Annotated in this window: 28 protein-coding genes and 1 tRNA gene; 18 read left to right on the top strand and 11 right to left on the bottom strand. The window is 60.2% G+C overall.

The annotated features are described in order from the left end of the window. Positions 1 to 167: 167 nt before the first annotated feature. Entirely contained in the window at positions 168 to 770 is a 603-nt protein-coding gene (locus K0O24_RS03605) for an outer membrane protein (protein WP_219894481.1), read from the top strand. 138 nt (positions 771 to 908) lie between these two features. Here the strand turns inward: K0O24_RS03605 and K0O24_RS03600 are convergent, their stop codons facing one another. Both K0O24_RS03600 and K0O24_RS03595 read right to left on the bottom strand, forming a co-directional pair. Further along, positions 909 to 2108 carry a hypothetical protein gene (locus tag K0O24_RS03600; RefSeq protein ID WP_219894480.1) on the bottom strand — a complete coding sequence of 400 codons (1200 nt, stop codon included), beginning with the start codon at positions 2106 to 2108 and terminating at the stop codon, positions 909 to 911. 452 nt (positions 2109 to 2560) lie between these two features. After that, on the bottom strand, positions 2561 to 2956 hold the full coding sequence (locus K0O24_RS03595) for a VOC family protein (protein ID WP_219894479.1): 396 nt from the start codon (positions 2954 to 2956) through the stop codon (positions 2561 to 2563). A 379-nt stretch (positions 2957 to 3335) separates the two neighbouring features. Between K0O24_RS03595 and K0O24_RS03590 the strand changes: the two genes are divergently transcribed. The 3 genes from K0O24_RS03590 to K0O24_RS03580 all read left to right on the top strand — a co-directional run bounded on the left by K0O24_RS03590 (position 3336) and on the right by K0O24_RS03580 (position 5404). Beyond that, positions 3336 to 3677, top strand: a complete 342-nt coding sequence (locus tag K0O24_RS03590; protein ID WP_219894478.1) for a UrcA family protein — start codon at positions 3336 to 3338, stop codon at positions 3675 to 3677. A 467-nt stretch (positions 3678 to 4144) separates the two neighbouring features. Then, complete coding sequence (locus tag K0O24_RS03585; RefSeq protein ID WP_219894477.1) at positions 4145 to 4603, top strand: hypothetical protein; 459 nt, start codon at positions 4145 to 4147, stop codon at positions 4601 to 4603. Positions 4604 to 4855: 252 nt separating this feature from the next. Beyond that, positions 4856 to 5404, top strand: coding sequence for a DUF3617 domain-containing protein (locus K0O24_RS03580; protein ID WP_219894476.1), 549 nt, complete (start codon positions 4856 to 4858; stop codon positions 5402 to 5404). Here K0O24_RS03580 and K0O24_RS03575 read toward each other — a convergent pair. The 6 genes from K0O24_RS03575 to K0O24_RS03555 all read right to left on the bottom strand — a co-directional run bounded on the left by K0O24_RS03575 (position 5401) and on the right by K0O24_RS03555 (position 8604). Then, positions 5401 to 5610 carry a putative signal transducing protein gene (locus K0O24_RS03575; RefSeq protein WP_219894475.1) on the bottom strand — a complete coding sequence of 70 codons (210 nt, stop codon included), beginning with the start codon at positions 5608 to 5610 and terminating at the stop codon, positions 5401 to 5403. The genes K0O24_RS03580 and K0O24_RS03575 overlap by 4 nt on opposite strands. Before the next feature lie 5 nt (positions 5611 to 5615). After that, positions 5616 to 6173, bottom strand: a complete 558-nt coding sequence (locus K0O24_RS03570) for a pyridoxamine 5'-phosphate oxidase family protein (RefSeq protein ID WP_219894474.1) — start codon at positions 6171 to 6173, stop codon at positions 5616 to 5618. An 11-nt stretch (positions 6174 to 6184) separates the two neighbouring features. Further along, the gene (gene tldD / locus K0O24_RS03565) at positions 6185 to 7615 is read right to left on the bottom strand and encodes a metalloprotease TldD (RefSeq protein WP_219894473.1); all 1431 of its coding nucleotides are present in this window, start codon (positions 7613 to 7615) and stop codon (positions 6185 to 6187) included. A gap of 37 nt (positions 7616 to 7652) precedes the next feature. Beyond that, on the bottom strand, positions 7653 to 7775 hold the full coding sequence (locus K0O24_RS16855; protein WP_281421692.1) for a hypothetical protein: 123 nt from the start codon (positions 7773 to 7775) through the stop codon (positions 7653 to 7655). 86 nt (positions 7776 to 7861) lie between these two features. Next, positions 7862 to 8053, bottom strand: a complete 192-nt coding sequence (locus K0O24_RS03560; protein ID WP_219894472.1) for a zinc-finger domain-containing protein — start codon at positions 8051 to 8053, stop codon at positions 7862 to 7864. Positions 8054 to 8094: 41 nt separating this feature from the next. Beyond that, positions 8095 to 8604 (bottom strand): DUF4402 domain-containing protein, encoded by a 510-nt coding sequence (locus tag K0O24_RS03555; protein ID WP_219894471.1) that lies wholly within the window; start codon positions 8602 to 8604, stop codon positions 8095 to 8097. Positions 8605 to 8727: 123 nt separating this feature from the next. Here K0O24_RS03555 and K0O24_RS03550 point away from each other — a divergent pair, with 123 nt between their 5' ends. Together K0O24_RS03550 and nadB are read left to right on the top strand one after the other, a co-directional pair. Then, positions 8728 to 9651 carry an ABC transporter ATP-binding protein gene (locus tag K0O24_RS03550; RefSeq protein ID WP_219894470.1) on the top strand — a complete coding sequence of 308 codons (924 nt, stop codon included), beginning with the start codon at positions 8728 to 8730 and terminating at the stop codon, positions 9649 to 9651. Continuing rightward, a complete protein-coding gene (gene nadB / locus K0O24_RS03545) occupies positions 9644 to 11233 on the top strand; it encodes an L-aspartate oxidase (protein ID WP_219894469.1) in 1590 nt (529 codons plus the stop codon). Before K0O24_RS03550 ends, nadB begins: the two co-directional genes overlap by 8 nt. A 43-nt stretch (positions 11234 to 11276) precedes the next feature. Here nadB and K0O24_RS03540 read toward each other — a convergent pair whose 3' ends face one another. Further along, positions 11277 to 13850, bottom strand: coding sequence for a TonB-dependent receptor (locus tag K0O24_RS03540; RefSeq protein WP_246611115.1), 2574 nt, complete (start codon positions 13848 to 13850; stop codon positions 11277 to 11279). Positions 13851 to 13973: 123 nt separating this feature from the next. Here K0O24_RS03540 and K0O24_RS03535 point away from each other — a divergent pair, with 123 nt between their 5' ends. Beyond that, positions 13974 to 14153, top strand: a complete 180-nt coding sequence (locus K0O24_RS03535) for a DNA gyrase inhibitor YacG (protein WP_219895449.1) — start codon at positions 13974 to 13976, stop codon at positions 14151 to 14153. A gap of 30 nt (positions 14154 to 14183) precedes the next feature. Continuing rightward, positions 14184 to 14259, top strand: a tRNA-Phe gene (locus tag K0O24_RS03530). Positions 14260 to 14313: 54 nt separating this feature from the next. Here K0O24_RS03530 and K0O24_RS03525 read toward each other — a convergent pair. Next, positions 14314 to 15117 (bottom strand): hypothetical protein, encoded by an 804-nt coding sequence (locus K0O24_RS03525; protein WP_219894468.1) that lies wholly within the window; start codon positions 15115 to 15117, stop codon positions 14314 to 14316. Positions 15118 to 15274: 157 nt separating this feature from the next. On the opposite strand from K0O24_RS03525, the gene K0O24_RS03520 reads away from it, so the two are divergent. The 7 genes from K0O24_RS03520 to K0O24_RS03490 all read left to right on the top strand — a co-directional run bounded on the left by K0O24_RS03520 (position 15275) and on the right by K0O24_RS03490 (position 21807). After that, a complete protein-coding gene (locus K0O24_RS03520) occupies positions 15275 to 16330 on the top strand; it encodes an endonuclease/exonuclease/phosphatase family protein (protein WP_219894467.1) in 1056 nt (351 codons plus the stop codon). 59 nt (positions 16331 to 16389) lie between these two features. Further along, entirely contained in the window at positions 16390 to 17493 is a 1104-nt protein-coding gene (locus K0O24_RS03515; RefSeq protein WP_219894466.1) for a glycosyltransferase, read from the top strand. Further along, complete coding sequence (locus tag K0O24_RS03510) at positions 17490 to 18287, top strand: polysaccharide deacetylase family protein (RefSeq protein ID WP_219894465.1); 798 nt, start codon at positions 17490 to 17492, stop codon at positions 18285 to 18287. The genes K0O24_RS03515 and K0O24_RS03510 overlap by 4 nt, the downstream gene beginning before the upstream one ends. Before the next feature lie 26 nt (positions 18288 to 18313). Continuing rightward, complete coding sequence (locus K0O24_RS03505; RefSeq protein WP_219894464.1) at positions 18314 to 19234, top strand: hypothetical protein; 921 nt, start codon at positions 18314 to 18316, stop codon at positions 19232 to 19234. Further along, positions 19231 to 19752, top strand: a complete 522-nt coding sequence (locus K0O24_RS03500) for a DUF2141 domain-containing protein (protein WP_219894463.1) — start codon at positions 19231 to 19233, stop codon at positions 19750 to 19752. The genes K0O24_RS03505 and K0O24_RS03500 overlap by 4 nt, the downstream gene beginning before the upstream one ends. A 17-nt stretch (positions 19753 to 19769) precedes the next feature. Beyond that, complete coding sequence (locus K0O24_RS03495; protein ID WP_219894462.1) at positions 19770 to 20945, top strand: glycosyltransferase; 1176 nt, start codon at positions 19770 to 19772, stop codon at positions 20943 to 20945. Positions 20946 to 21132: 187 nt separating this feature from the next. Next, positions 21133 to 21807, top strand: a complete 675-nt coding sequence (locus K0O24_RS03490) for a CDP-alcohol phosphatidyltransferase family protein (protein ID WP_219894461.1) — start codon at positions 21133 to 21135, stop codon at positions 21805 to 21807. Positions 21808 to 21828: 21 nt separating this feature from the next. Here K0O24_RS03490 and K0O24_RS03485 read toward each other — a convergent pair whose 3' ends face one another. Continuing rightward, positions 21829 to 22491, bottom strand: coding sequence for an HAD-IB family hydrolase (locus K0O24_RS03485; RefSeq protein ID WP_219894460.1), 663 nt, complete (start codon positions 22489 to 22491; stop codon positions 21829 to 21831). Positions 22492 to 22624: 133 nt separating this feature from the next. On the opposite strand from K0O24_RS03485, the gene K0O24_RS03480 reads away from it, so the two are divergent. From K0O24_RS03480 to K0O24_RS03470, 3 genes are all read left to right on the top strand, one after another. Further along, the gene (locus K0O24_RS03480) at positions 22625 to 23827 is read left to right on the top strand and encodes a hypothetical protein (RefSeq protein ID WP_219894459.1); all 1203 of its coding nucleotides are present in this window, start codon (positions 22625 to 22627) and stop codon (positions 23825 to 23827) included. Between the two features lie 103 nt (positions 23828 to 23930). After that, positions 23931 to 24506: an RNA polymerase sigma factor gene (locus K0O24_RS03475; RefSeq protein ID WP_219894458.1), complete on the top strand. Its 576-nt coding sequence runs from the start codon at positions 23931 to 23933 to the stop codon at positions 24504 to 24506. Continuing rightward, positions 24496 to 25431: a FecR family protein gene (locus K0O24_RS03470; RefSeq protein WP_219894457.1), complete on the top strand. Its 936-nt coding sequence runs from the start codon at positions 24496 to 24498 to the stop codon at positions 25429 to 25431. The genes K0O24_RS03475 and K0O24_RS03470 overlap by 11 nt, the downstream gene beginning before the upstream one ends. Positions 25432 to 25458: the final 27 nt, after the last annotated feature.

The following is a 25458-nucleotide window of genomic DNA, read 5'->3' as shown; positions in this document are numbered from 1 at the left end:
GCTGGGTATTCCAGCGCATTGACCGCAATAGGGCCGAGCGACTTGCGGAGTGTTGTATATTGGCATCGGTCCATCTTGTTGTCTTGTGTTCATGAAACTCTTTGCGCGCACCCGTGTTTGCCCGCTGTCCTCATGTTTGAGTTGGACGCAGCGTAAAGGATTTATTGATGTTGAAACCATTGTCAGTTGCCGTTGTCTTGGCGACAATGATTGCCACCCCTGCTTTTGCCCAGGGAGAAGCGCCGTTCACAGGACCCCATGTCGAAGCTTTGGCCGGCTATGAACACACGGGTGATGCGGATGGCATCATGTATGGTGTCGCTGGCGGCGTCGATTTTCAGCTTGGCGGTGTCATCGCAGGCCTTGAAGGGGAATTGAGCGATTCCACCAACAAGGGAAGCAATGTGGATGTACTCCAGATCGGCGACAGTACGAATCTCAAAACGGGTCGCGACCTCTATGCAGGCGCCCGCATCGGGTTCGCAGTCAGTCCGAAAACCATGATCTATGCCAAGGGGGGCTATACCAACGCCAAGTTCGACGCGCGGTACGCCGATGCCACCGGCACTGTGTTCACACAAGGCCGCACAGCCGATGGCTATCGACTGGGAGCAGGGATTGAACAGAAATTCAACCTCTTCGGGCCGAGCGGGTTCATCAAGGCGGAATATCGTTACTCGAACTACAAGAATCTCGATGTTGGTGCCAATGATGTAAACATCGACGTCGATCGTCATCAGGTCGTCGTCGGGCTTGGCGTCCGTTTCTAGCCGCAAGGGGGCCCATCCGCCGGCGCGATGTCGACGGATGGGCCCCGGCCGCTCTTGGGCTTGACCGGGCATTGCCTGCGCTGTCGGTTTCGTCCCCAGATGCAGCGTCTTTGCCCGATCAAGGCAGCTGCCCCGGCATCAGGGTCTGGATGGCTTCGCAAAGCGCCGAACGATCTCGGACTTCCTGTAAAACGTCCGCTCCAGTCCGCCGTAAAGCAAAATACCAACCGAAAATTGACCGTCACGCAGCAGGTTGAGCAGTCCTTCAGGGGTTGTTTCACCAGCCAGGCAATTTTCATCAAAATGAAAGTCGTGGCGTTTGGCCGCAGCACTTATCGCTTGTACACGTGCTCGGGCAATTTCAGGTACTTTCGAGGACCAGGCCAAAGTCAGACCCTCCCAACTCCATCCAAAGCCTTGCCGCTTCAGAACATGGAGCAAGTAGCGCCGATCGGGCTTGCCGTTATAAACCGAGTTGTGCTCCTCGATGCCCAGCCACGTATCTGCCTGCAATGGCACAAAAGCGACCGGTCGCACCAAATCGTTCAGCGCGATCAGATCGAAACGCCCGTCTGTCCGTCGCTTGAACCGTGTGGCCCCTTTGGCCAATCCGGAGCCGCCATACTCTTCGAGGTAACTGCCCTCGAGTCCCGGTGGCTGCACCGTGCCCTGCCAATTTGAGAAAGTGCCGGTGAAGACCAAGGGTCCGTCCGTCGGACTGTCTTCGGTCCGGTCTCCATTGGCCGGGGCGGATGGCGTGGAACCTGTGAGCGGCAGGTAAGTCGCATCAAGATCGACGTCGATTGCCGCCAGGAAGTCTTTATCGCGAAACAGAGCCGGAATTTGCCCGTTCGAAACAGGCCCTTTGATAGCCGTGCCCTCACCGCCAGCGTCGAGTGCAAAACCGTAACGTCCGGCAATAGCATCCAGATACTTGGCCCTGGCATCCATGAATGGCGCTTGCTTGGCAATTGAGGGATCGAACGATTTCCAGATACCGCCCTCCTCCTTGCGGAAGATGTAATAGTAGCTCGTTGGCTCGTTCGTATCGTTGATCGACAGGTAAAGGTCCGGTTCAGCGATGCGCACGAAACGCGGCGGCAGGATGCCCTCATGTTCGGCAACGCCTTCGGTATCGGCAATCACCCGTCCTGCAGCATCATGCGAAAAGCTCACGATACTGGCCCCCGCGTCCAGATCGTTGCTGCCGACAACCCAGTAACGCCCATCAAGGCCTGAGGGAGCGACAAGCTCTGCAGGCGCGACAAATGGTCGTTCGCTGTAGAGGCAGGCTGTCAGCAATAACGGCAGCAGAGGAATTAGCAGACGCAACCGCATAGCCACTCCCCGGGTTACGGCAGTCCATCATGGTTAGGCCCGCCGCGGCATGAGTCAATTCCTGATCGTAACCGGATTCAAGTTCGATCAACCGCGCGTTGACGAAAGCCTCTTCTCACAGCGCCGCATCATGCCGGGATGAATCTGATCAGCAGAGGGATCTCGCGAAGCGGCATTGGCCCACGTCATCGACCATGTGCCGGAGGGCGCATATCGACGCGAGAATCTGCCCGGCAAGTGGGGGATCGGGGGAGGCTGGGCAAGCTGTTTTGAGAACAAAGGTGCAGAGAGTGGAGAATTGACCCGAATTCACAAGGCAATGTGCGCGTGAATGTCAGTTTTCAGGGATAAGGCACCAACGGCGAAATGGCGCATTTGGGGTGGATAGAAGACTGTCTGTTTTTAGACTTCAAAGCTGTCAATCGAACGCGTCATTATATGTCTAGGCAGGTTCAGTGGTGCTGTATCAGGTCCCACAGGTTGCCATAAAGATCGCTGAATGCGGCAACGGTACCGTAATTGTAGGTGGCCGGTTCTCTTACCCATCGGACACCTGCTAAAGTGAAAGCAGCGTAGTCACGAGCGAAATCATCAGTTGATAAGAATAGGAACACGCGACCTCCGGCCTGATTGCCGACGTACTTAGCTTGATACTCATCGGATGCGCGTGCGAGAAGGATTGTGGTTGCTTCGCTCGGCGCACCTGGCGGTTTGATTATCACCCATCGCTTATCTTGCTCCGGGAGGTAAGTGTCCTCGACCAGCACAAAGCCGAGCTTCCCAACATAAAATGCCAAAGCCTCATCATAGTCGCGAACGACCAAAGCAATGTGAACGAGATAGGGCATTCTGGACGTTCCCTTTAGTTGTCCCCCGCATCGTCAGCTCTCGAGATCACGGTTGCAACCCTGTGAGGGCAGCAAGTTTGTCGAATGCGGCAACATCAGGATGGCGCCTAAGGGGTGGAATGCGGACATTGTCTTGGGCTTTGCCAGCGCAAATCCCAACGCGCCAGTTTCAACAGATCTTACCAAGATATTTGGTGCCTTGGCTGCGTTTTTAAGGCCCCTTTCGAAAGAATGCCTGAGGACATTCATTCAACGATCCACTTAGATTGATCCAGGTCAATGACAGTGAGCGCTAAATGATAGACTGCGAAATTCGGTTCTGGGGTTTCCCAAATTTCTATCTCAAGTTCAGAGAGCAAATGAGAGGAGTCAGGTAAACATGAGAGGGTTAATAATCGCCGCGTTTGCGAGCGTATCGCTTTTCGGAACTGCCCCAGCCTTCGCTCAGCAGCAAGAGATTATCGTTACCGGGAAGATGAAGGTTCCAAAGGGCTTTGAGCCCGTAAAAAAGGTGGTCAGCATCGAAGACCTGCATCTTGCTACTCCAGCTGATGCTCGAAAAATGGAGAGGCGTGTCCGCGAAGCAGTCGCACAGATCTGCGCGGTTCCAGCACGTGCCGCACCTTGGGAGGTCCGCGATGGCAAGCTCTGCAGCGATTTCGCTTGGGCCAGCGCCCGGCCCCAAATGAATGAGGCGCTTAAACAGGCTCGCAGCCACTGACTTCTATTCGCCTTGGTGATTGCCGGGCAAGCTAGCGACGTGGATGAGGTCAAGCGACGGCTTTTGTCAGATCCCGCAAATCAGTCTTAGTTTGACCTTGTCTGCCATGTCTGATGTCAGAGATAAGGATGCAGCAAATCTCAAGCAATGGGGTCGGTACCAGGCATCCGAAAAATGATGCAACGACCATTCATTAAAGCGCACTCATGCAACGGCACGCACCATGCGGGCACCCCGCTCGAAATGGGCTGCAACAGCCTATGTCGATCCCGACCGCCTATCATGCTGACAGTTTCACATAAATGGTGACAGGTTAGCGGTTATACTTATGCTGCCGTCCCATACACCACCGACTCGCCGCTCAAACTAGAGTGTGTTGCATCTGCATTGAGTGGTGACCTGTCGTACTCTTAATGACATCATAGTTCGGTCTTTCGCGCCGATTTGCTATCCAGCAGGAGAAGATCATGAGAAAGTTGGCAACATTTTGCACCGTTGTAATTGCCATGTCAGGTGCCACCGCCGTCCAAGCCCAAAGCTTCACCTTTCAATCGCAAGACAAGGAAGCCGTCGAGACTGGCGGCACCAGAACGGATGGCACGACTTTTGGAGGCTTGTACACATCAGGCACCTCAGACATTGTGTGGGCAGACGGAAAGAAAACCAGCGAAGTCTACAAGTGCATTGGGGTAACGATGCCGCCAAATGACACGACATATAACTCACGCACTGTTTGCGAGAGCAGCGGAGCAGCGGGTTCGAATGCAGTTATTTGGGGATGCACCGCGCCAGAAAAGGCTACCAACGCCGTTCATTGTATTGGCTGGGCCTTTGGCAAAAGCGGCAGCTATGCCGGGCGTCGAGGAACGTTTACATTCCTTGGAATTGGCAGCAAGGGCTCCGGCACCGGGCAGTGGGCTCAATAGCAAGCTCATATAACATCGTTTTGCGCGCGGGGTTATAGGAATGCCAGCCTCGCGCGCCATACACTCCAGATAGCACTGGGCAGTTTTCTATCGATTCCCGACAATCCCTTTTCGGGATGATGCTCTCCATTCCGGTCGTGGCGGGCTTTGGAAGGCGGTGCACGCGTTGCCGGACCGGCGCAACTCCGTACTGGACATTCTCCCCGCAATCGCGATGCTGCGGTTCATCGTCATCTGGTGGGACAATCGACAATGATGAAGCATGGATTGGTTCTGGCCGCCCCGGCGCTTCTGCTCTGCGGGTGCAACAAGGGCGTCGACATGAAGAACGCCTCGGCCTCAGAAGTGGCCGACAAGGTGAAGGCCGCAACGGCGGACGGGCAGTTCGTCTCTCCCGGGCGCTGGGAATCGACGATGACCATGATCGACATGTCCATGCCCGGCATGCCGCCGGAAGCCGCGGCGCGGATGAAAGGGATGATGGGCAAGCCCAGGACATTCACCTCCTGCCTGACCGAAGCCGAAGCGAAGAAGCCCAAGGAAGACTTCTTCGCAGGCGGGGACGGCGGCAATTGCCGCTATGATCATTTCACCATGTCCGGCGGCGTTATCGATGCGTCGATGAGCTGCAAGGAGGCCGGCGCGATGCGGACGATGACGATGAAGGGCACCTATTCGCCGGACCGCTATCACATGGCTGTGGCCGCCACCGGCAATGGCGGCACCGGAGCCGGCATGTCGATGAAGATGGAAATGGATGCCAAGCGCACGGGCGCCTGCACAGGCAAGGAAGGCGGTTAGGTCTCGTCGCCGATCTTGAGCGCCATGCGTGCGGCGGCAAGGTCTTCCTCCAGCACCATGAGCCGGATCGGGATGGAGAGCCCGCCGGCATAGTTTGACATCTCAAGGTCGAAGATGACGGACTCGACGTCGCAATCGGCAAGCCGCGACTGGGCGAGCCCTGCCTCGAAACTGTTGTAGTATCGGGCAAATTCTACAAGAGCCACGCGCGTCAGCCCTGCCAGGGCAAGTGGGACTGGACGCGCAGGGGCAGTCCGTCGATGCTCTGCGTCCGCGTGCCGAGCTTCTTGAGCCGCGCGTCGGGATCCTGCTGCGCATGATATTTCGAGAGCGTCTCCCGTTCGGCCTGCAGCGTCATCAGGGGCACGCCCCAGCCGCAACTTGTCTGGACGCTCTCCACATCGATGACGAAGATCTGCCGCGTGCCGGGGAGAAGCGTGAACTGCCCGGCAAGCTCCGCCCACCCCGCGTCCTGCGGCAGAACAGCATGGCCCCGGCCATAGATGCGCAGGATCAGCGGCGGTCGATCAAAGGCGCAGAACATGATCGTGATCCGCCCGTCTACCGAGAGATGGGCCTGCGTTTCATTGCCCGATCCGCCGACATCGAGATAGGCGACGCGACCCGGGCCAAGCACGCGGAAACTGTCCATGCCCTTGGGGCTGAGGTTGATCCGCGCGCCTTCTGCTGCGGTCGCCACGAAGAAGACCGGCTGCTTCGTGACAAAGGCAATATGGTCGTCGGTCAGTTCCGGTGTGAAATCGGACATGTTCGCTCCTTCTAGGCCGCCGTGCCGCCGACGGTCAGCCCTTCGACCAGCAGCGTCGGCTGGCCAACGCCCGCGGGCACGCTTTGCCCGCCCTTGCCACAGATGCCGATCCCTTCGTCGAGCGCAAAGTCATTGCCGATGCCGCGGACCTTGGTGAGGACGCTCGGCCCGTCACCAATCAGTGTGGCGCCTTTCAGCGGTGCGCCGATCTTTCCATTCTCGATGCGATAGGCTTCGGTGCAGGAGAACACGAACTTGCCCGACACAATATCCACCTGGCCGCCGCCAAAGCTCTTGGCGAAAATGCCGGACTTGACGCGCGAGAGGAGTTCGGCGGGATCGTCCTTGCCGGCCTTCATGAAGGTGTTCGTCATGCGGGGCATCGGAGCATGGGCATAGCTTTCGCGCCGCCCGTTGCCGGTGGTCGGCACGCCCATCAGCCGGGCATTGAGCCGGTCCTGCATATAACCCTTGAGGATGCCATCCTCGATCAGGACCGTCTCGCCCGTCGGCGTGCCTTCATCGTCGATCGAGAGCGACCCGCGCCGGTTCGGGATCGATCCGTCATCGACGACCGTGACGCCGGGGGCGCCCACACGTTCTCCGATGCGGCCCGAAAAGGCAGAGGTGCCCTTGCGGTTGAAATCGCCTTCAAGCCCGTGGCCGATCGCTTCGTGGAGGATGATGCCGGGCCACCCGGGGCCGAGCAGCACGGTCATTTCCCCTGCTGGTGCCGCAACGCTGTCCAGGTTGACCAGTGCCTGGGCGAGCGCCTCGTCAATCGCGCGGTTCCAGGTCTCGGGTTCGAACAGGCCGTCATAGAGATAGCGGCCACCGATCCCGAAGGTTCCATTTTCACGGCGGCCATTCTGTTCGCAGACGATGCTGATGTTGAGCCGGACGAGCGGGCGGATGTCGGTGGCCAGGAAGCCGTCTGCGCGGACGATCTCCACCACGCTCCAGCTTGCAGCAAGACTGACGGACACTTGCACAACGCGCGGATCGCGTGCGCGCGCGGCGGCGTCGATCTGCTGGCACAGTGCGACCTTGTCGGCAAAGGGGATCAGGCCCATCGGATCGCCGTCAGTATAGAGGTGCCGGTTGTTGAGCCGGGGGGCCGGGGCCATCGACGCCTTTGCCGGATCGAGCAGGGTCAGGGTCTCGCCCGCGCGGCGAATGGCCGCCTCGCTCAGTTCATTGGCATGGGCAAAGCCCGTCATCTCTCCGGACACGCCGCGCAGGCCAAAGCCGGCATCGGTCGAATAGTCGGCCGTCTTCAGGCGGCCATCATCAAATCCAAAGGCTTCGGACGCGCGATACTGGAGGTAGAGTTCTCCGTCATCGCAGGATTTCAGCAGCTCTGCTGCCAGTCGCTGGGCCGTTGCGGGTTCGAGATTGCCATCCCTGTAAAGGAAGCGGCGCGGGTCGGTCGAGTTGCTCATTGCCTTCATATAGGAAGGCCAGACGGCGAAGGATAGATTATCGCTGCGCGGGCGGCGCGGAATCTGCGTCCACGATCGTATATTGCTGTGCGGACTGGGCCTGATGCGCGGCAAGAGATGCCAATGCGGCAAATCCCAGAATCGCAAGCTTGATGGCCATGCCGTTTGTCATGGGCCGAGTCGTAACGCGCAAGTCTCGCCAACGGCTGACGAGTTAGGGTTAACGGCGCGATAAGCTTGGAAGGCTCAATGCGTGTCCGCGGGGCTGCCTGCAAGGACAAACCGCTTGTCACAATAGCCGCAATCGACATAGCCGCGCTCGTCGATTTCGAGCCAGACTCGCGGATGCCCAAGGGCAGTTCCGCCAGGAATGTCACTGGCGCCGTCGCAGGCGACCCTGCGGGTTTTCACGGTCACGGTTTCCGGATTGTGGATCATGGCCGCGGCATTAGCAATCGATGCGGAGGCGCGCAACCGGGTCAGAAATAGGTGACTGTCAGCGAAAATGTCCCCGCATAGTCGCCGGACTGCTGGTTGGCCCCGACATTGAGCGTGCCGCCCACGCGAAACGTCTGCACACCGGTTCCAGGGAAAAGCCTGATACCTGTGCCGCCTTCAACCGCCAGGGCCGTTGTCATCGTGCCGCCGGTTCCGTTGGTCAGTGTGGGCGATGCGCTGATGGCCACATTGATCAGCAGCCCCAGGGCCGCGACTCCGACAAACTCTGCGCGCTTGGGTGTTCCGCCTGCTGCGGCCGTCACACCGCCTGTGGTCGTGCGCACGCCACTGTTCGCATTGATCGTTGCCGTGCCGGCGACCGGGCCCGCAATCAGCGTCCCGAAATCGAGATCTTCTGTCTTGACGAGTGACAGGGGCCTGATCGTGACCGCCTCGACAGGGGCTGCGCGCGTGGCGGCAAGCGCCGGCACACTCACGGCGCCAGCGGCGACCATGCTCAATCCGAGCACCCAGTTTCTGATGGTCCCCACCCTCATGTGGTCCGTCTACGCGGCCCCGGGCTAAGTGCGGTTGAAGGGATATGGTAAAAATTCGGGAAAGGATTTGCGGCTGGGTGGTTTGCGTTGCCGGACATGGTCGTTAAAGCGGGCGCGATGACACACGCCGCAATTTCCATCGATTCACTCCGCAAAATCTATGAAGGCGGAAAGGAAGCCCTGAAAGGTGTCAGCCTTGACGTGCCGCGCGGCGAGATATTCGGATTGCTCGGACCCAATGGCGCTGGCAAGTCGACCATGATCAATATTCTTGCGGGACTTGTGAACAAGACCGGCGGGCGCGCGAACATCTGGGGCTTCGACATTGACGAGCACCCCCGCAATGCGAAAGCCTCCATTGGCATTGTCCCACAGGAAATCCTGTTCGATCCCTTCTTCACGCCGTTCGAAGCGCTCGAGCTTCAGGCCGGGCTCTATGGTGTGCCCAAGAACCGCCGTCGCTCGATGGAGTTGCTGCGCGCCGTCCATCTCGAGGACAAGGCCAATGCCTATTCGCGCACCTTGTCGGGTGGCATGAAACGTCGCCTCCTGGTTGCCAAGGCGATGGTCCATTCGCCGCCGATCCTCGTTCTCGACGAACCGACCGCAGGGGTCGATGTCGAGCTGCGGCAACAGCTCTGGGCCTATGTGCGGGAGCTGAATGCCGGTGGCGTGACGATCGTGCTCACGACCCACTATCTCGAAGAAGCCGAAGAGCTGTGCGACCGGATTGCGATCATCAATCACGGGGAACTGATCGCCAACAAGCCGACGCGTGAACTGGTCGACATGGCGCAAGAAAAGGTCGTTGAGATCACCGTCGACCGCGACCTGGCCGAAGCGCCTTCATCCCCGATGTTCGAATCGATTGAGTTGAAGGCCGGGCGTGTCCTCACGATCACCTACAACAAGGCCCGGGCCAACGCAGGGGATGTGCTGGGTGCCGTGCAGGCGGCCGGCCTTGGCATTGCGGACGTTTCGACACGTGAGGCGGATCTCGAGCATGTCTTCCTGAACCTGACACGCGCGGCCAATGGCTGAACATCACAGTTTCGATGTGCTGGTCCTCGGGTCCGGCGCGGCGGGGCTGACGGCCGCCCTGACCCTGGCGCAACAATACAAGGTTGGTGTGTTGGCCAAGGGCGGGCTTTCGGACGGTGCGACAAGCTGGGCGCAGGGCGGAATTGCCGCCGTTCTGGAACCCGGTGATACCTTTGACAGCCATATCGAAGACACGATGATTGCAGGAGCCGGCCTCAACAATCGGCAAGCGGTCGAATTTGTCATCGAAAGTGCGCCCGAAGCCATTGCAAGGCTCGCAGCACTGGGCGTGCCGTTCAATTCGGGCGAAGGCGATCAGTGGCACCTCACGCGGGAGGGGGGCCATTCGCACCGCCGGATTGTGCATGTCGATGATGCGACAGGCTGGGCGGTGCAGCAGGCGCTTGAAAAATCCGCACACGATCACCCCAACATCACACTCGTCCCCGACCGGGTTGCGATCGACCTGATCATGGGGCGCCACCAGCAGCGCTTTTCGACGAGCGGGCGGATCCACGGCGTCTATGCACTCAACCGTGGAACCGGATTGGTGGAAACATTCACCGCCCGCGCAACGATCCTCGCAACGGGCGGAGCGGGGCGCACCTATCTCTATTCAACCGCGCCGCGCGGTGCGACGGGGGACGGGATTGCCATGGCCTGGCGGGCCGGTTGCCGGGTGTCGAACATGGAGTTCATGCAATTTCACCCGACCTGCCTCTACAATCTCGAGGTCAAGAATTTCCTGATCACCGAAGCGGTCCGCGGCGAAGGCGGGCAGTTGAAGATTCCGACGACCGGCGAGCGCTTCATGCCGCGCTTCGACACGCGGGAAGAACTGGCACCGCGCGATATCGTGGCGCGCGCGATCGATCATGAAATCAAGCGGCTGGGTCTTGATTATGTCCATCTCGACATCAGCCACAAGCCGCCCGAATTTGTCCGCGAACATTTCCCCAATATCCATGCCAAGCTTCTGGAACTCGGGATCGACATCACGACGCAGCCGATCCCGGTCGTGCCCGCGCAGCATTACACGTGCGGCGGTGTGCTCATCGACCTGGACGGGCGCACCGACGCGCCGGGGCTTTATGCGGCCGGTGAAGTCACGCAGTCCGGCCTCCATGGCGCAAACCGGCTTGCCTCGAATTCGCTGCTCGAGTGCCTTGTCTTCGGCGAAGCAAGCGCGCGCCACATCATGGCGAACTGGGACGGCCTGCCTGATCCCCCTCCGATCCGGGACTGGGACGAAAGTCGCGTCACCGATTCGGACGAGGAAGTGGTGATTGCGCAGTGCTGGCGCGAACTGCGGCGTTTCATGTGGAATTTTGTCGGCATCGTGCGGACAACCAAGAGGCTCGAACGCGCCAAGCACCGCATCGACCTGCTCCGGCAGGAAGTGCAGGACTATTACAGCGCGTTCCGCGTGACGCCCGACCTTGTCGAGCTGCGCAACCTTGTCGAAGTGGCTGACCTCATCATCCGTTCGGCCCTGCACCGGCACGAAAGCCGGGGCCTGCACTATACGCTCGATTACCCGAAGACATTGCCGGTCCCGGCGGACACGATCCTGGTGCCCTGACGCCCGGCATCGGAGCCGGGCGTCGGGCCAGTTGCCCGAACAATCAGAACCGGACTGTCGCTTCCACCCCATAGGTTCGCGGGGCGCCGCGGACGAGATAATCCTCGAAGAAGGCATTCAGGTTCAGGCCATAGCTATAGTAGAACTTGTTTGTCAGGTTCTTGCCCCAGAGGCTGACCGAATAGCGATCCGTTGCATAGGTGATCCGGCCATTGAACAGCCAATAGCCCGGGTTGCCACAGGCAAGTTCTGGCGTTGCCTGCAGAACCTTGGTTCCGGCGACCGGCTGGTTGCAGGGTTTCTGCCCATAATCCTTGAACGGGTCGAAGTAATACCGACCCTGATACTGGGTTTCTCCGTGCAACTGCAGCTTGCCCTTGCCAATCTCGAGCGGGGTCCAGTCGACGCCGGCGGAAAATGTGGTTTCCGGCGCATTGGGGAACGGATTTCCGTTGATGTTGAGCGTCAGGCTGCGCGGATCGGTGAGATCGATCCTGTTGCCCTTGTATTTGGAATTGAGCAGGCCAAGCGAGGCATCGAAACGCAGATTGTCGGCCGCCTGCACTTCCAGTTCCGCTTCTCCCCCGTACAGGCGCCCGCTGGCATTCCTGAGGAAGGACGTCGCCCCGACGATCTGGGCGATCTGCTGGTTACTATAGTCATAATAGAAACCGGCAAGGTTCAGCTGCACCCGCCGATCGAACAGGCGGGTCTTCAGGCCGACTTCATAGGCATCGACCTTTTCCGGCTTGACGAAATAGACCTGGCGAATGTCCTGATAGGCAAGGCCATTATAGGTTCCCGCCCGGAACCCCCGGCTGAAGCTCGCATAGCCCAGGATGTCCTTTGCGAACTTGTAATCCGCAACAAACCGGCCGGTCAGCCGACCCGTGCGATTGCTCTGGTTGACGGGCGTGAAGTTCGGATTGAACGGGAAACTGTAGGGGACCAGTGATGCCGCCGGAGTCTTTCCGCCAAGATCGAACAGCACGGTTGACGCATTCTTGTATTTGACGGTGTCGCGCGTGTAGCGCAGCCCGAGTGTGAGCGTCAGCTTGTCGGTTACGTCCCATGCCGCTTCGCCATAGATTGCCGCCGAGGGCCGGTCGATCGTGAAGCGCTGGGTCGCGAGGATCGGACCGAATGGCGCCGCCCCTGCGGCGGCGCAGGCAGCCTGCGCCGCTGTTCCAGCCGCCGAATTGGTCGCCGCAATGTCGGCCTGGAATGCGATCAGGCTGCGCGCATCGAAAAAGCCGTTCGGATTGACCACAACCGGCGCACAGAATCCCGGCGACGAGGGCGTGAGGCTCGGGTTGAGCGCAAAGGCCGGCAGCGTCTTCAAGGCGCTGCCGCCAAGAACCGCTATCGGGGCGTTGTTGAAGCTCGACGGCAGCCCCGCCCCGAGAAGCAGCGGCCGAAGGAAGCCGAAGAAATCCTCTTCGTTGCGTGTCCGGATCTTGTCGCGACCATAATAGAGCCCGCCAATCAGTTTCAGCCCGTTGCCTTCATAGTTGACGTGCACGTCCTGGTTGAAATTGTCGCCAATCGAAAGATAGCGGATCGCGCAGACATTGTTTGGCGAACCATCGCAGTCGAAGGGCGACAGGTGATATTTGAGGTGGTCATATCCGGTGCTCGAATTGAGCGTCAGCTTGTCGGCAAGGTCATATTGGATCGAGAGAGACGCGCCGGTGGTGCGGACGAAATAGGTTCCCGCCGTATCAGCCTCGATCTCGTTGCGACGCAAGGTGCGCCCGCCCAGTTCGGGCCTTGGCGCAAAGCGGGAATAGCCCGCCGCATCGGTCCTGCCCTGCAGATAGCCGATGCCATAGGGAATGTCCTGCCTCGGGTCGGCCTTGGCGCCGAACAGCTTCAGTGAAATGTCCAGCCGTTCCGTCGGCTTCCAGCGGGCGGTGATGCGGCCGGACAGGGAATCGGTTGTGGCAAAATCCCTGTTCTGCGTGGGATTGAATGTATAGCCGTCGCCCTTGGAACGGGTGCCCGCGATCCGGATGCCGAACTTGTCCGGAACAAGTGTGGCCTCGGCGGCGCCTTGCAGGGAATAGGTATCGTAATTGCCATAGCCAGTGGTCAGATAGCCTTCGGCATCGCCAAGGCGCGGCTTGCGCGTGATGAAATTGATCGCCCCGCCGGTTGTGTTGCGGCCATAGAGCGTGCCTTGCGGACCACGCAGGACTTCGACGCGTTCAAGGTCATAGAGTTGCTGGCCATGGCTTGCGCGGAAGCTCTGATAGACTTCGTCGACATAGACGCCGACGGGCGAGGCCGTGGAGGCGGAGAATTCGTTTGCAACCGAAATGCCGCGCAAGGAGAAGTTGGGCTGGGTCGTGCCATAGGCCGACGTCACCTGCAGATTCGGCAACGCGCCGGCAAGATCGCTCGTCTGGACAATCCCGCGGTTGAGAAGTTCGTCTCCGCCAATCGCCGATACGGCGGCCGGGATGTCCTGGATATTCTCGGCCCGCTTCTGGGCCGTCACGATGATCTCCTCGAGACCGCCGGCTTCTTCATCGGCGGCCTGAGCCTGTGCGCCGGTGGCAGAGACGAATTGAATGGCGGCGGCCGCGGTGGTCGCCAAAAGTGCGGATTTGAACAAAGTGCTTCTCCCCTTATATCTGAAGGGGTTACAGAGGCTTCCCTCTGTTTGGATGCGCGCGATGGACAATTGCCTGGTTGAAAATTCTTGCACGGGCTGCGCCGATCGCGCGCGGCGGCCATGATGCCGGCGTCGGCCTGTCCATTATGCCACAAGCCTGTGGTGGCGGAATTCCGGCCTTTCTGCTCACAAGGCTGCAAGGATCGGGACCTGCTCAATTGGCTGGGAGAGGCGTATCGCGTCCCGGCCCGGGTCGAGGAAGATGAGGACGGTTCGGGGCTGGACAGCACCCCTGAAGCCTGACTATAGGCGCGCTTCGCTTTTGCGGCAGATGCCCGGGTAGCTCAGTTGGTAGAGCATGCGACTGAAAATCGCAGTGTCGGTGGTTCGATCCCGCCCCCGGGCACCATTTCCCTCTCGATCCGAAGTCATGGCATCAGGCGCGCGGCCTTATATGCGGTCGCTAGAATCTTGCCCTCAGTGTCAGGAGTCCACGCGTTTCGGGTCGGTAGAGACTTGCGCGTTCGGCCAGTGCCGTTTCGCTGCGCTGTTGCCGAATGTCGAATCCGATCGAAAGGCGATCCGGATCATGGCCAATCGAGCGGAACATCGTCAGCGCGATTCCCTTGGCGGCCCGCGGGCTTCCCGCTGCAAGATCGGAGAGCCGCTCCACGGGCGATTGGCGGCTTGAGGGATGAACATCGAAGGCACTGAGCGCGAGATGGAAAGTGTCATCATGCACCCAGCTCAAGGTCACCGCTCGGCTCTGGCTCTCATAGTGGTTGTGTGAACCGGCTTTCACGGACGGTCGCCGTCGCTCGAGCGCCCAATTCCCGGAAAGGCCAAGCGTATCGCGCTTGCCAAGGTCGGCTGCGAGCCCAAGATCAGCCTCAAAGTTGGCGAAGCGCGGGTGTGCGAAGTTGGACAGTCCGGCAATGCGGACGGCTTTCGATCGAACCGCTGACAGGGAAAGCGTCAGGCCGCCGAATGCGGCCGAATATGAGACAGTCTTGGGCGTCGAGGTTTCCGTTGTCAGGCGATGGGTGAAGGGTGACGTTCGCACCGCTTCGGGCAAAGGGGTGACAGGTTGCACGGGCAGGGATGGTACCATGCCTGCAAGACGCTGCGCCTTTTCAGGTGATGGCTGCCGTATCGCGATGGCGATGGGTGACGGTGCCACCGGCAGTCCTTCGCTCGCCATGGCGGCACTCGCCTGTAGCACGAGCAACAGGGTGGCGCCTGACGCGCGCAAATATGCACCGCTCATGTCAATCCTCCAACTGACCCCGCCGGTTTCAGCGTCTGGTCATGGCTTCGACGTCAGGCTCCACCCATATCCGCACCGCGCGCAAATTTTTTCAGCGCGGATGCGGTTCTCTCTACTGCCCGGCGTCTCGCTGCTGATGTCCATGAGAGAGAAAAGCATGAATTTTTGGCAATCGCTTGTCCTGCTGACCGTGGCCGCCGGAGCAATTTCAGGCTCTGCCCCGGAAGCCGGTAGCGCACGAATGTTGTCGCCAGCGCGCTCGCAGGTGTCGGCTGCAGCTTCCGGAAGCGACTTTTCCGTCATGACATACAATATTCATGGCTTGCCCTGGCCGCTTGCGGCCGGCCGGCCCGGTGCATTTGAGCGCATCGAGGAGCGTCTCGCCCGGCTGCGGAGTGCGGGCATCCAGCCGCATGTCGTGGTCCTCCAGGAAGCCTTTACAAAGGAGGCCCGCGAAATCGGGGCGAAATCGGGATATCGCTATGTCATCGATGGGCCTGATCAATATGAAGCCGGCCCTCAGGCCCGATCGCCCAGTGATATCTCGTTTGCCACGGCCTCATCCTTTGCAACAGGCGAGACCCTCGGCAAATGGATGGGCAGCGGATTGCAGCTTCTGTCCGACTATCCGGTGCTGTCCGTACAGCGGACCGCGTTTCCAGCCTTTGCCTGTGCGGGGTATGATTGCCTTGCCAACAAGGGTGCCTTGATGGTGACCTTGAAAGTTCCCGGTCAAAAGGTGCCGGTGACGATTGTCACGACACATATGAATTCAAAGAAATCATCTGGCGCTCCGGAGCTTCGATCGCGCTTTGCCTATGAACGGCAGGCGGAAGCGCTGGAAAGATTCATTCGGGATAATCACGACCCCCGCACGCCGATCGTTTTCGCGGGCGATTTCAACGCGAGCAATATGCAGCGCCGGCAGATCCTGGCGGGCGACATTGGCGTCGCTTCGCAGCCGGGCATGTCAACGATGCTCAAGAGTGCATTGCAGACGGTGGCCGCAAAGGTCGCGCGCTGGCCGGACCGGTTGAGGAGCGAGGTGGCCACGGTTTCTGATCGAGGCCGAGACTGGCAGTTTTTCGAAAGTGGCACTGCCGAGGCAATCGTCCCGCACCGCATTGGCATACCCTTCGGGCGTGAGCCGGATGGCTCAATGCTGTCCGATCACATGGGAATGGTCATTTCCTATCGGCTGAAATCAGGCTGATTGATGGATTTGCCACTTTGCGAGTGCGGTATTGGGGCTCGGGCGGCGTCTGCTCCATCATGACGGCCACTCACATTGCATTAGTCTTTCACGACTTTTCAACGGGCGGCAGCGAGCGCATTGCCATACGGCTTGCCAATGCCTGGGCGCAGGCTGGCCGGCGCGTGACGATATTCTGCGGCACGGAAGCCGGGACGGCGCGCAGTCTCGTGTCCCCACTCGTGGCAGTCCGTTCCTGCTCTCCCGAAATTCGCCGCGGCTTCGCGTCCCGCCTGAGGCTGGGCCAACATCTTGGCCGACTGGTTGCGCCAGACGCTCCCGATGTCCTGTTCGCACCGGGCAATTTTCATTTGCCCGTGCTGGCCGTTGCGGGGCGCATCTGGGGCAAAGACCGCCCCCGTCTGGTTTGCAAGCTCAGCAATCCCGTCCTGCCCCGTTCGCACATCGGAGGGTTGGCGCGTCTTGCCGGCTCCATGGTGCGGCGCCTGATTGCGCCTGTCGACAGATTGACCGCGATGTCATCCGGCCTTGCGGCAGAGGCGGTCGGGGTGCTCGGCCGGAACGATATCGTGTGCATCGATGAGCCGATCCTCAGTGCGGACGCGCTTGTGGCGCCCCGTCCTGAAAGGATTGGCGGCCCGCCCGTCATTCTCTGCGTTGGCCGACTTGAAGCCCAGAAGGACTTCAGACTGGCCATTCGCGCCTTTGCAGAACTTTCCCCCCTTACGGCGGCACGGCTGGTTATCCTTGGTGAGGGGCCGGATCGGGAAGACCTGCTCGCGCTCGCACGGCGTCTGGGCGTTGCCGACCGCGTCGAACTGCCTGGACATGTCACCGATGTCTCGGCGCGGATGGCGCAGGCGCACGTCCTTTTGATGACGTCGCGCTATGAAGGCTATCCGGCCGTCCTCATCGAGGCGCGTGCCGCAGGACTTCCCGTCGTGACGACAGCGTGTTCGGCGGCCCTGCGCGAAATCCTTCCGCTCCCGATTCACGGAGACATCGTGACGTCCCGGCGACCCGACGACATTGGTGCTGCCCTTGCGCGCAGGCTTTCGCAGCCAACAGGGGATGCGCGCACGCTGAGCGCAGGGACGGAGCGCTTCTGCATAGAGCGGATCGCCCCACAATATCTGAGCCTGTTCGACGAGATGGCAGGATGAGCGACGTGCGCAGCCTGCTTGCATCAATTCATGACGTCACGCCCGTTCATGCGCGGCGGCTGGAAAGGCTGGTTCCGCTTGTGCAGGAGCATGTCGGTGTCGGCCGCTTTGCCTTGCTCGCTGTCCCCGATTTTCACGGAGAGGGCGGGATTGAGAGCGATCGTGGCTTTGCTGCGCGGCTGCGCGGCTGGTCCGATGACGGTTGCGAGGTTTTTCTTCATGGCTATCTGCACCGCGACTCCGCGCGCCATACAGGGGCCTTGTCTCGCCTCAAGGCCAATCACCTGACAGCTGGGGAAGGTGAATTCCTAGGCCTCGACCATGCAACCGCCCTGAGGCTGCTGGCCGACGGGCGCAACCGCGTCGAAGACGTCATCGGGCGCCCTGTGGCCGGTTTCATTGCGCCGGCCTGGCTTTACGGCAAAGCTGCCTTGCAAGCGATTGCCGACCTCGACTTTCCCGTCGCGGAAGATCATTTCCGGGTCTGGCATCCGGCCAGCGGTCGTGTCCTGGCGCGGGGACCGGTCATTACTTATGCCAGTCGGACCCAGATGCGGATGCTGAGCTCGCTCCTGTGGTCGCGGATCGCAACGCTCGCCCTTCAGCCTGCCACGACGGTCCGCCTGGGCGTCCATCCACATGATCTTGATGCGCCCGAACTTGTCCGGGAAATCTCACGGGCCTTGGGCGTGCTGTCGCAAAGCCATCCGCCGGGTCAGTATGCCAATCTTTTGTCCCATTCTGCCTCGGCCAAGTGCGGGATGCGGAACGCGGCGGCGTCTGAGCCGGTGTAGCCCAGTATCGAGGATCGACACCCTTCATGGCCTCTCGCGTTTATGGCAGCCCTGGCGTCCAGCCAGCAAACCGGCTTCCCTCCCTCGCGATCCGCAGCTCGAACTGGCAGCGTTGGCTGACTGCGGGCATTTCGCTCGCGCTGCTTGTCACGATCCTGACCCGACTGGACGAATTCGGCTTTCGCCAGGCCTTTTCCGTATTGCCCGCAACGCCTGCCTTCTGGCTCTCCTTCGCGGCCTATTATCTTGCATTGCCGGGTTCGGAATGGCTGATTTTCAGGCGGCTTTGGACTTTGCCGGCCAGCGGAATTGTTCCGCTTCTTCGCAAGCTGGTCAGCAATGAAGTGCTGCTCGGCTATAGTGGAGAAGCCTATTTCTATGCCTGGGCGCGAAGCCACGCAAAGCTCGTTGCAGCGCCCTTCGGGGCAATCAAGGATGTCAGCATTCTCTCAGCCCTTGCCGGCAATCTGGTGACGCTGGCGATGCTGGGGCTGGCCTGGCCGCTGCTCGCCAATGTCGCGCCACAGCTGCATGGCAAGACAATCTTCGTTTCAACAGCCGTGATGCTCGGATCCTCGATGGCCATTCTTCTGTTCCGGGGCCGTCTGTTCTCGCTTGACCGTGCGGCGCTGCGTTCCGTCTTTTCGCTGCACCTGCTGCGGTTGGCAGTGACGACTGTGCTCTCCGGCGTGATGTGGCATCTTGCCTTGCCGGAAATCTCGATTGCATGGCTGGTCCTGCTGGCGACACTTCAGCTTCTCGTGACGCGCCTCCCGCTTATCCCGAGCAAGGACCTCGTCTTCGCCAATCTCGCGGTCTTCCTGGTCGGGCACGACAATGCAGTGACCATGGTCGTTGCCATGATCGCAGCAAGCATTCTCGCGACCCATCTTCTCGTGGGTTTGATGGTGGCATTGCCGGATCTTCTGGCGAGGCGGGCTGCATGAAGGCGTTTGTCCCCTTGGCCCTGATGTTGGTCCTCGCTGCCAACGCGCCCATTCGGTCGGTTTCCAGTCTGGGCAAGGCGGAGGCGCAATGCCGCCCGAATGAGCCGGGCCCGGCGCTTCTGATCGTCGTGCATGGACTGAAGGACCGCGACGGGATCCTCCGGGCCGAGCTTTACCCGGCAAATGATCAGGATTTCCTCGCCGATGACAATATTCTGGTCCAGCAGGGCAAGGTCTTTCGCCGGGTAGATATCAATGTCCCGCAAGCCGGCGACCCGATCCTGTGCATGCGCATTCCCGGCGCAGGGCGCTACAGCCTGTCCGTGCTTCATGATCGTGACCGCAATCTCAAGTTCGGACTTTTTTCGGACGGCATCGGATTTGGCGGGAATCCGAAGATCGGTCGGTCACGGCCCAAGGCGGCGGCGGCATCCTTGTCCGCCGGGGCCAGCGTCACACGGACCGACGTGACGCTGAATTACCTCAGGGGCTTTTCGATGCGTCCGCTGGCCCATTGATCGTCGGAGAACGTCCCATGAAGATCGTTGATGTATGCGCTTTCTATGCTCCCCACGGCGGCGGCGTGAAGACATATGTCGAGCGCAAGCTGGCGTTGGGCCCGGCCATGGGTCACGAAATTGTCCTGATCGTGCCGAGTGATGCGCACCGTGTGGAAGAGCGTGGACCCGGAGCGCGCATCGTGCACGTCAAGGCGCCCAAACTGATCGTCGATCGCCGGTACCGCTATTTTGACGATGCGGAGGTGGTGCATCGTGCGCTTGATTCCGAACGGCCTGATTTCGTCGAAGCCTCCTCGCCCTGGCGGACGGCCAGCATCGTCGCCAATTGGCAAGGGCCTGCGCCGCGCTCCCTCATCATGCATGCGGACCCGCTTTCGGCCTATGCCTATCGTTGGTTCGGAGGACTCGCGCCGCGCCCTGCAATCGACCGCGGGTTCGACTGGTTCTGGCAGCATTTGAGACGCCTGGGCACCCGGTTCGATGTCACCGTGTCCGCCAATCATGACCTGACCCGCCGTCTTGCGCAGGGCGGGATGGCCGGGGTGTCCACGATTCCGATGGGGATCGATCCGGGCATTTTCTCGCCTGACCTCCGCGACACGTCACTCCGCCGGGATCTGCTGGCGCGATGCGGGCTCGGCGAAGATGCAACACTGATGCTCGGCATTGGCCGCCACAGCGCCGAAAAGCGCTGGCCCATGGTGATCGATGCGTGCGTCGCTGCCTCCCAGCGCAGGCCGCTCGGACTGGTGATTGTCGGAGATGGACGCAATCGCATGCAGCTCCAGAAACACATCGGTGGCAACCCCCATATTCATCTTCTCGCCCCGGTGCAGGACCGAAAGGCGCTGGCACGCGTCCTTGCAAGCGGCGATGCGCTGATCCACGGGTGTGAGGCGGAAACGTTCGGCATGGTCGCGGCCGAAGCCGCCGCGTCCGGCCTGCCGCTCATTGTTCCGGACTCGGGTGGAGCAGCGACAATTCTATCGATGGGGGCTGGATTCGATTTCGTTTCGGGCGACGCGCGATCGGCCACGGATGCGCTCGATCGGCTCCATCTCGCGGGCATAGGCGGGATTCGGGCGGAGGCACGGGCACGGGCGCCCGGTATTCCGACCATCGATCAGCATTTTGAAGCATTGTTCAATCGTTACCGGACGCTCAACTGCGCCGAAGCGGAGGCAGCGTGATGATCCACGGTGCAGAAAGTGTGGAGCCGCGGCGCAAATCCGGCATGATCGTGCCCAGAGAACGCCCGTCTTATGCGCGCCCAAATGGAGCAAGCCGAAACCGGTGGCGTCGCAACCAGCATCTCCCGCTTTGGTGGCGACTGTTGAATCTTGCATTTCGCAATGTCTCCTGAGCCCGGTTGGGCCTATGTCCTTGCAAATGGTTGAGTCGAAGCACGTGCAGCGGATACAGCAGAACATTCTGGCAGCGGCCGAGCGACGCCTGCTCGACTGGCTGTGCGCGCGTGTCCCGGCCAAAATCATGCCTGACCACATGACCGCGATTGGCGTGTTGGGCTGGATGGCCGTCGCAGCCGGATATGCGCTGAGCCCCTTCCAACTTGCCTGGCTTTGGCTCGCCATCGCCGGCTACTGCATCAACTGGTTTGGCGATTCGCTTGACGGGAGCCTGGCACGATTTCGCAAGTCGGAGCGCCCGCAATTCGGATATTTCATTGACCATAGTCTGGATGCAATCGGGAATCTGGCTATTGCGTTGGGTCTGGCGGCCAGCAGCTTCGTCAGGCTGGATGTCGCCCTTTTTGCAATATCGGGATATCTCCTGCTCTCAGTTCATACCTTTCTGACCGCGCGGCAGACCGGGCAGTTCCAGCTCACCTATCTTGCAGGCGGGCCGACAGAGCTGAGGCTCGTGCTGATCGCCATGACGCTGTTGATGCTGGCCACCGGGCCACAGTCGATGCAGGTGAACGGCTGGTCTGTCTTTGACCTGTTCATTGGCGGTTTCGGAGTCCTTCTGATCCTGCTCTTTGTCCTGCAAACTGCGCGGATCGGGCGTCAGCTCTTTCTGTCCGGCAAATGACCGCGCAAGGGCGGCAAGCGTTTATCGCCGCCAATCCACAATCGTCCAGTTCAACCGCCGGGCGCTTCGCAAGAGCTTTCGCGACGGATTGGTCGCCACGGCCTCATCGGCGAACAGAAGGCTGGGAAGGTCGGAATAGTCGTCCGAAAACAGTCGCACATGGGTCTTTTCGCGCGAAAGGCCGCGTTCGGTCAGAAAGGACTCGATCCGGCGGCATTTTTCCAGCCCGTAACAATTCTCCCCATTGATCCGCGCCCTCAGGACCGGGCCCAATTCTGTTGACCTTGTGCCAATGACATGGTGCGCTCCCAGCGCGTCGCATATTGGCGCGAGATAAAATTCATGCGCGGCGCTGGCGATGACAACCATTGCACCGCCGTCCCGCTCCTGTTCCAGCAAAAGCCTTGCTTCGGGATAAATGTTGCGTGCGATTGTGTGAGCAGCAAACGCGCCCGCGACAGCGGCCATCCGGTCATGGTTGACCGCATTGCCAAGCATGAGCCGGTGCATGGTTTCCTTCAGCCTCTTTCGAGACAGGAGATGAAGCTTGTAACCGGCCATCGCCAAAAGCACCAAGGGGACATATGCGAGCCGCAACGGATTGAGGCGGCGCGCGGCAAACAGGAGAAATGGCGAATAGGTCCCGATACGCGTGACAGTGCGATCAAGGTCGAAAATTGCCACTCGGACATTTTCTTCCCTGCTTTTCGCAAGGGGCAAGGCAAGTTCGGAACCGTTCACCGCGGTATGACGCCGGGCCCGTTCCCATTCCGCACCTTACAAGTGCGGATATCACCAACCCGCGCCGTCAACTGGCATGCGGGTGGGCTTTCTCTTCAATCATGACCAGATTCATCAGGTCGCCCACAGCTTGCCGATCGCGCTTGCCCTGGCGCGCGCGCGACCCGATGTTGAGGTGGTCGTGGCCATGACGAACGATGCGCTGTCGAATGAGGTGCAGCGCCTTTCAGCAGGGTCCGATCTTCCCTCGGTCCGTTACGAACGCCTTTCGATCTCATCTGCCGCGCGCAAGGCGGGAGCCCGTGTGCTGGGTGGCGTGGTGCCGGCGGCAAAGCTGCTCGTCTATGGAGATAACCTTTCCTTCTTCAGATCGCTCGATGCGCTCGTTGTTACAGAACGAACATCGCTTGTTCTGAAAACGAGATATGGACTTTCGGGGCTCAGGATGTTTCTCGCGGATCACGGCGCAGGAGACCGGGCGATCGGCTTTGGCAAGTCCACCGCGCTTTTTGATCACATCCTCGCGGCCGGTCCGAAGATCAGGGATCGGCTGGTCGACGAGGCCGGGGTTGCGCCTGAACGCGTGACCATTACCGGCTATTCGAAATTCGATATCGCACCGGAGTGCGGTCGGCTGATGCCGCTTCAGTCGAACGGCCGGCCGACAATTCTTTACAACCCCCATCTCTCGCCGCATCTTTCATCCTGGTATAAATGGGGACGCGCGGTTCTGGACTGGTTCCTCGAACAGGATCGCTACAACCTCATCTTTGCGCCGCATGTGATGCTTTTCCAACGACGGGTGGTGCTCACGATCGACAAGTTCCGGATGGACTTTCCGGGTGGCCTGCACAGGCGTTACCTGGATGCGCCACATATCCATGTCGACAAGGGCAGCACTGCTTCGACGGACATGACCTACACAAATTGCGCGGATGTCTATCTCGGGGACGCGAGCAGCCAGGTCTATGAATTCCTGCGTACGCCGCGTCCCTGCGTATTCCTGAACCCGTTCGGTTTCGCGCATGAGCATGATCCCAACTTTGCGCATTGGGGCGCGGGGCCAGTCGTCAACAGCCTTGATCGCCTTGGCGAAGCGCTGGATCTTGCGGTCGAAGAGCACGCCAACGTTTACAAACCCCGACAACATGCCTTGCTGGCCCGCACGTTTGATGTCTCTCGAACCCCGGCTTCCGCCCGGGCGGCGGCGGCCATCATCCGCAGTCTTGACCTGTCTGACATGGCACTGGCCAGCGACCCGGAATTGGCGTTTGCCTGAAGTCCTTGCGCGGTATCGAACCTCGGGTTCGACTTTCCGTCATGACAAGACGGGTGGAGCGCACTATCGCGCATCCCATGCTCCCCGCTTCCTCATTGCGCGCATGACCGAACTGTCGGGCCTCGAAGCGGTCTTTGATGCCAACCGTATTGCCCTCAAGCGCTTTTTGCGCGCCCGGCTGCGCAATGACGACGATGCCAATGATGTCCTTCAGGACCTTTGGATCAAGATCCGCGCGCTGGACGCAGGCCCCATTTCTGAGCCCTTGGCGTACATCTATCGGATGGCGGACAATCTCGTGCTCGACATGAAACGCGCGGGCGGACGACGCGCGGCCCGTGAGACGGCATGGGTGGAAGGTCATATGGCCGGCACGCCAACGGCCCCGGCCGATGCCTCTCCGTCCGCCGAACGCGTGCTGATCGCCCGGGACTATTTGCGCCGCGTCGAGAAGCGGATCGACGCCCTGCCTGAACGGACGGCCTATGCCTTCCGTGCGGTGCGGATCGAAGGGCGGCCGCAGAAGGATATTGCCGCGGAATTGGGGATATCCCTCAGTGCAGTTGAGAAGCATCTTCAACGCGCATATCGTGAAATCGTCATTGTTCACGATGAGTTGAATGCGGATAGTGAAGGTGCGCACCGTCACAGTGTCAAGGGAATGACCGATGATGGATGAAGCTATTCTGGATGCCGCAATTGCCTGGCGTCTTCGCCTTGCTGCCCCCACAGCGAGCGATGCCGACTGGGCAGCGTTCACGGATTGGCTGGAGGCTGATCCAGCGCATGGCGATGCCTATGACAAGGTCGCACTGGCGGACCAACATTACGCGCAGGCACTTGAGAAAAGTTTAGTAACTCTGGCACCCGCGAGTAATGACAATGAGGCCACGCCCTGGTTCAGGCGCCGTGGCGTCATGATTGCATCAGCAACGGCCATGCTCGCGCTCGTCGCAACGCCATTCCTTGCCGGTGGTCCCGATCTGGAAACGTTTCAGACCCGTCCCGGCGAAATGCGCACGATTGCCCTGAACGATGGCTCCAGGATCGAACTCAACGGTGGCACCAGAATCGCGATTGACCGAAAGCATGATCGCTATGCAAGGCTTGAAGACGGCGAAGCCGCGTTCACGATCCGACACGATCCTGCCAATCCGTTTATCGTGCAGACTGGAGACTCCAAGCTGGTCGATGTCGGTACCCGGTTCAATGTCCGCAAGGATGCCAGCGGATTGGAAGTTGCAGTCGGCGAAGGCGCGGTGCGTTACAACCCGGATGATGATGCTGTGTTGATCCAGGCCGGGAACCAGTTGATGCTGGCAACGCATGCTGCCGCACCTGTCGTCAGCGCCACCGACCCGGCGAGTGTCGGGTCTTGGCGAAGCGGCCGTCTGAGTTATCGCGACGCTGCAATTGCCCGGATTGCGGTCGACCTGTCTCGTGCCTTGGGTGTTTCTGTTTCGGTCGATCCAGCGATCGGCGCGCTTCGCTTTTCGGGAACAATCGAGACTGGCCGCGACCCTGTGGTGACCATGCGCGAAGTCCAGGGCTTGCTCGGGATCAAGGTGACCGCTACTCCGAATGGATGGCGACTGACTGCTTGAACTCGCAGTGAGGCGGGGCTCTCTCCC

It is taken from the genome of Aquisediminimonas profunda, from assembly GCF_019443285.1.
Lineage (GTDB): Bacteria > Pseudomonadota > Alphaproteobacteria > Sphingomonadales > Sphingomonadaceae > Aquisediminimonas > Aquisediminimonas profunda.
This window is presented reverse-complemented; position numbering and strand designations above follow the sequence as displayed.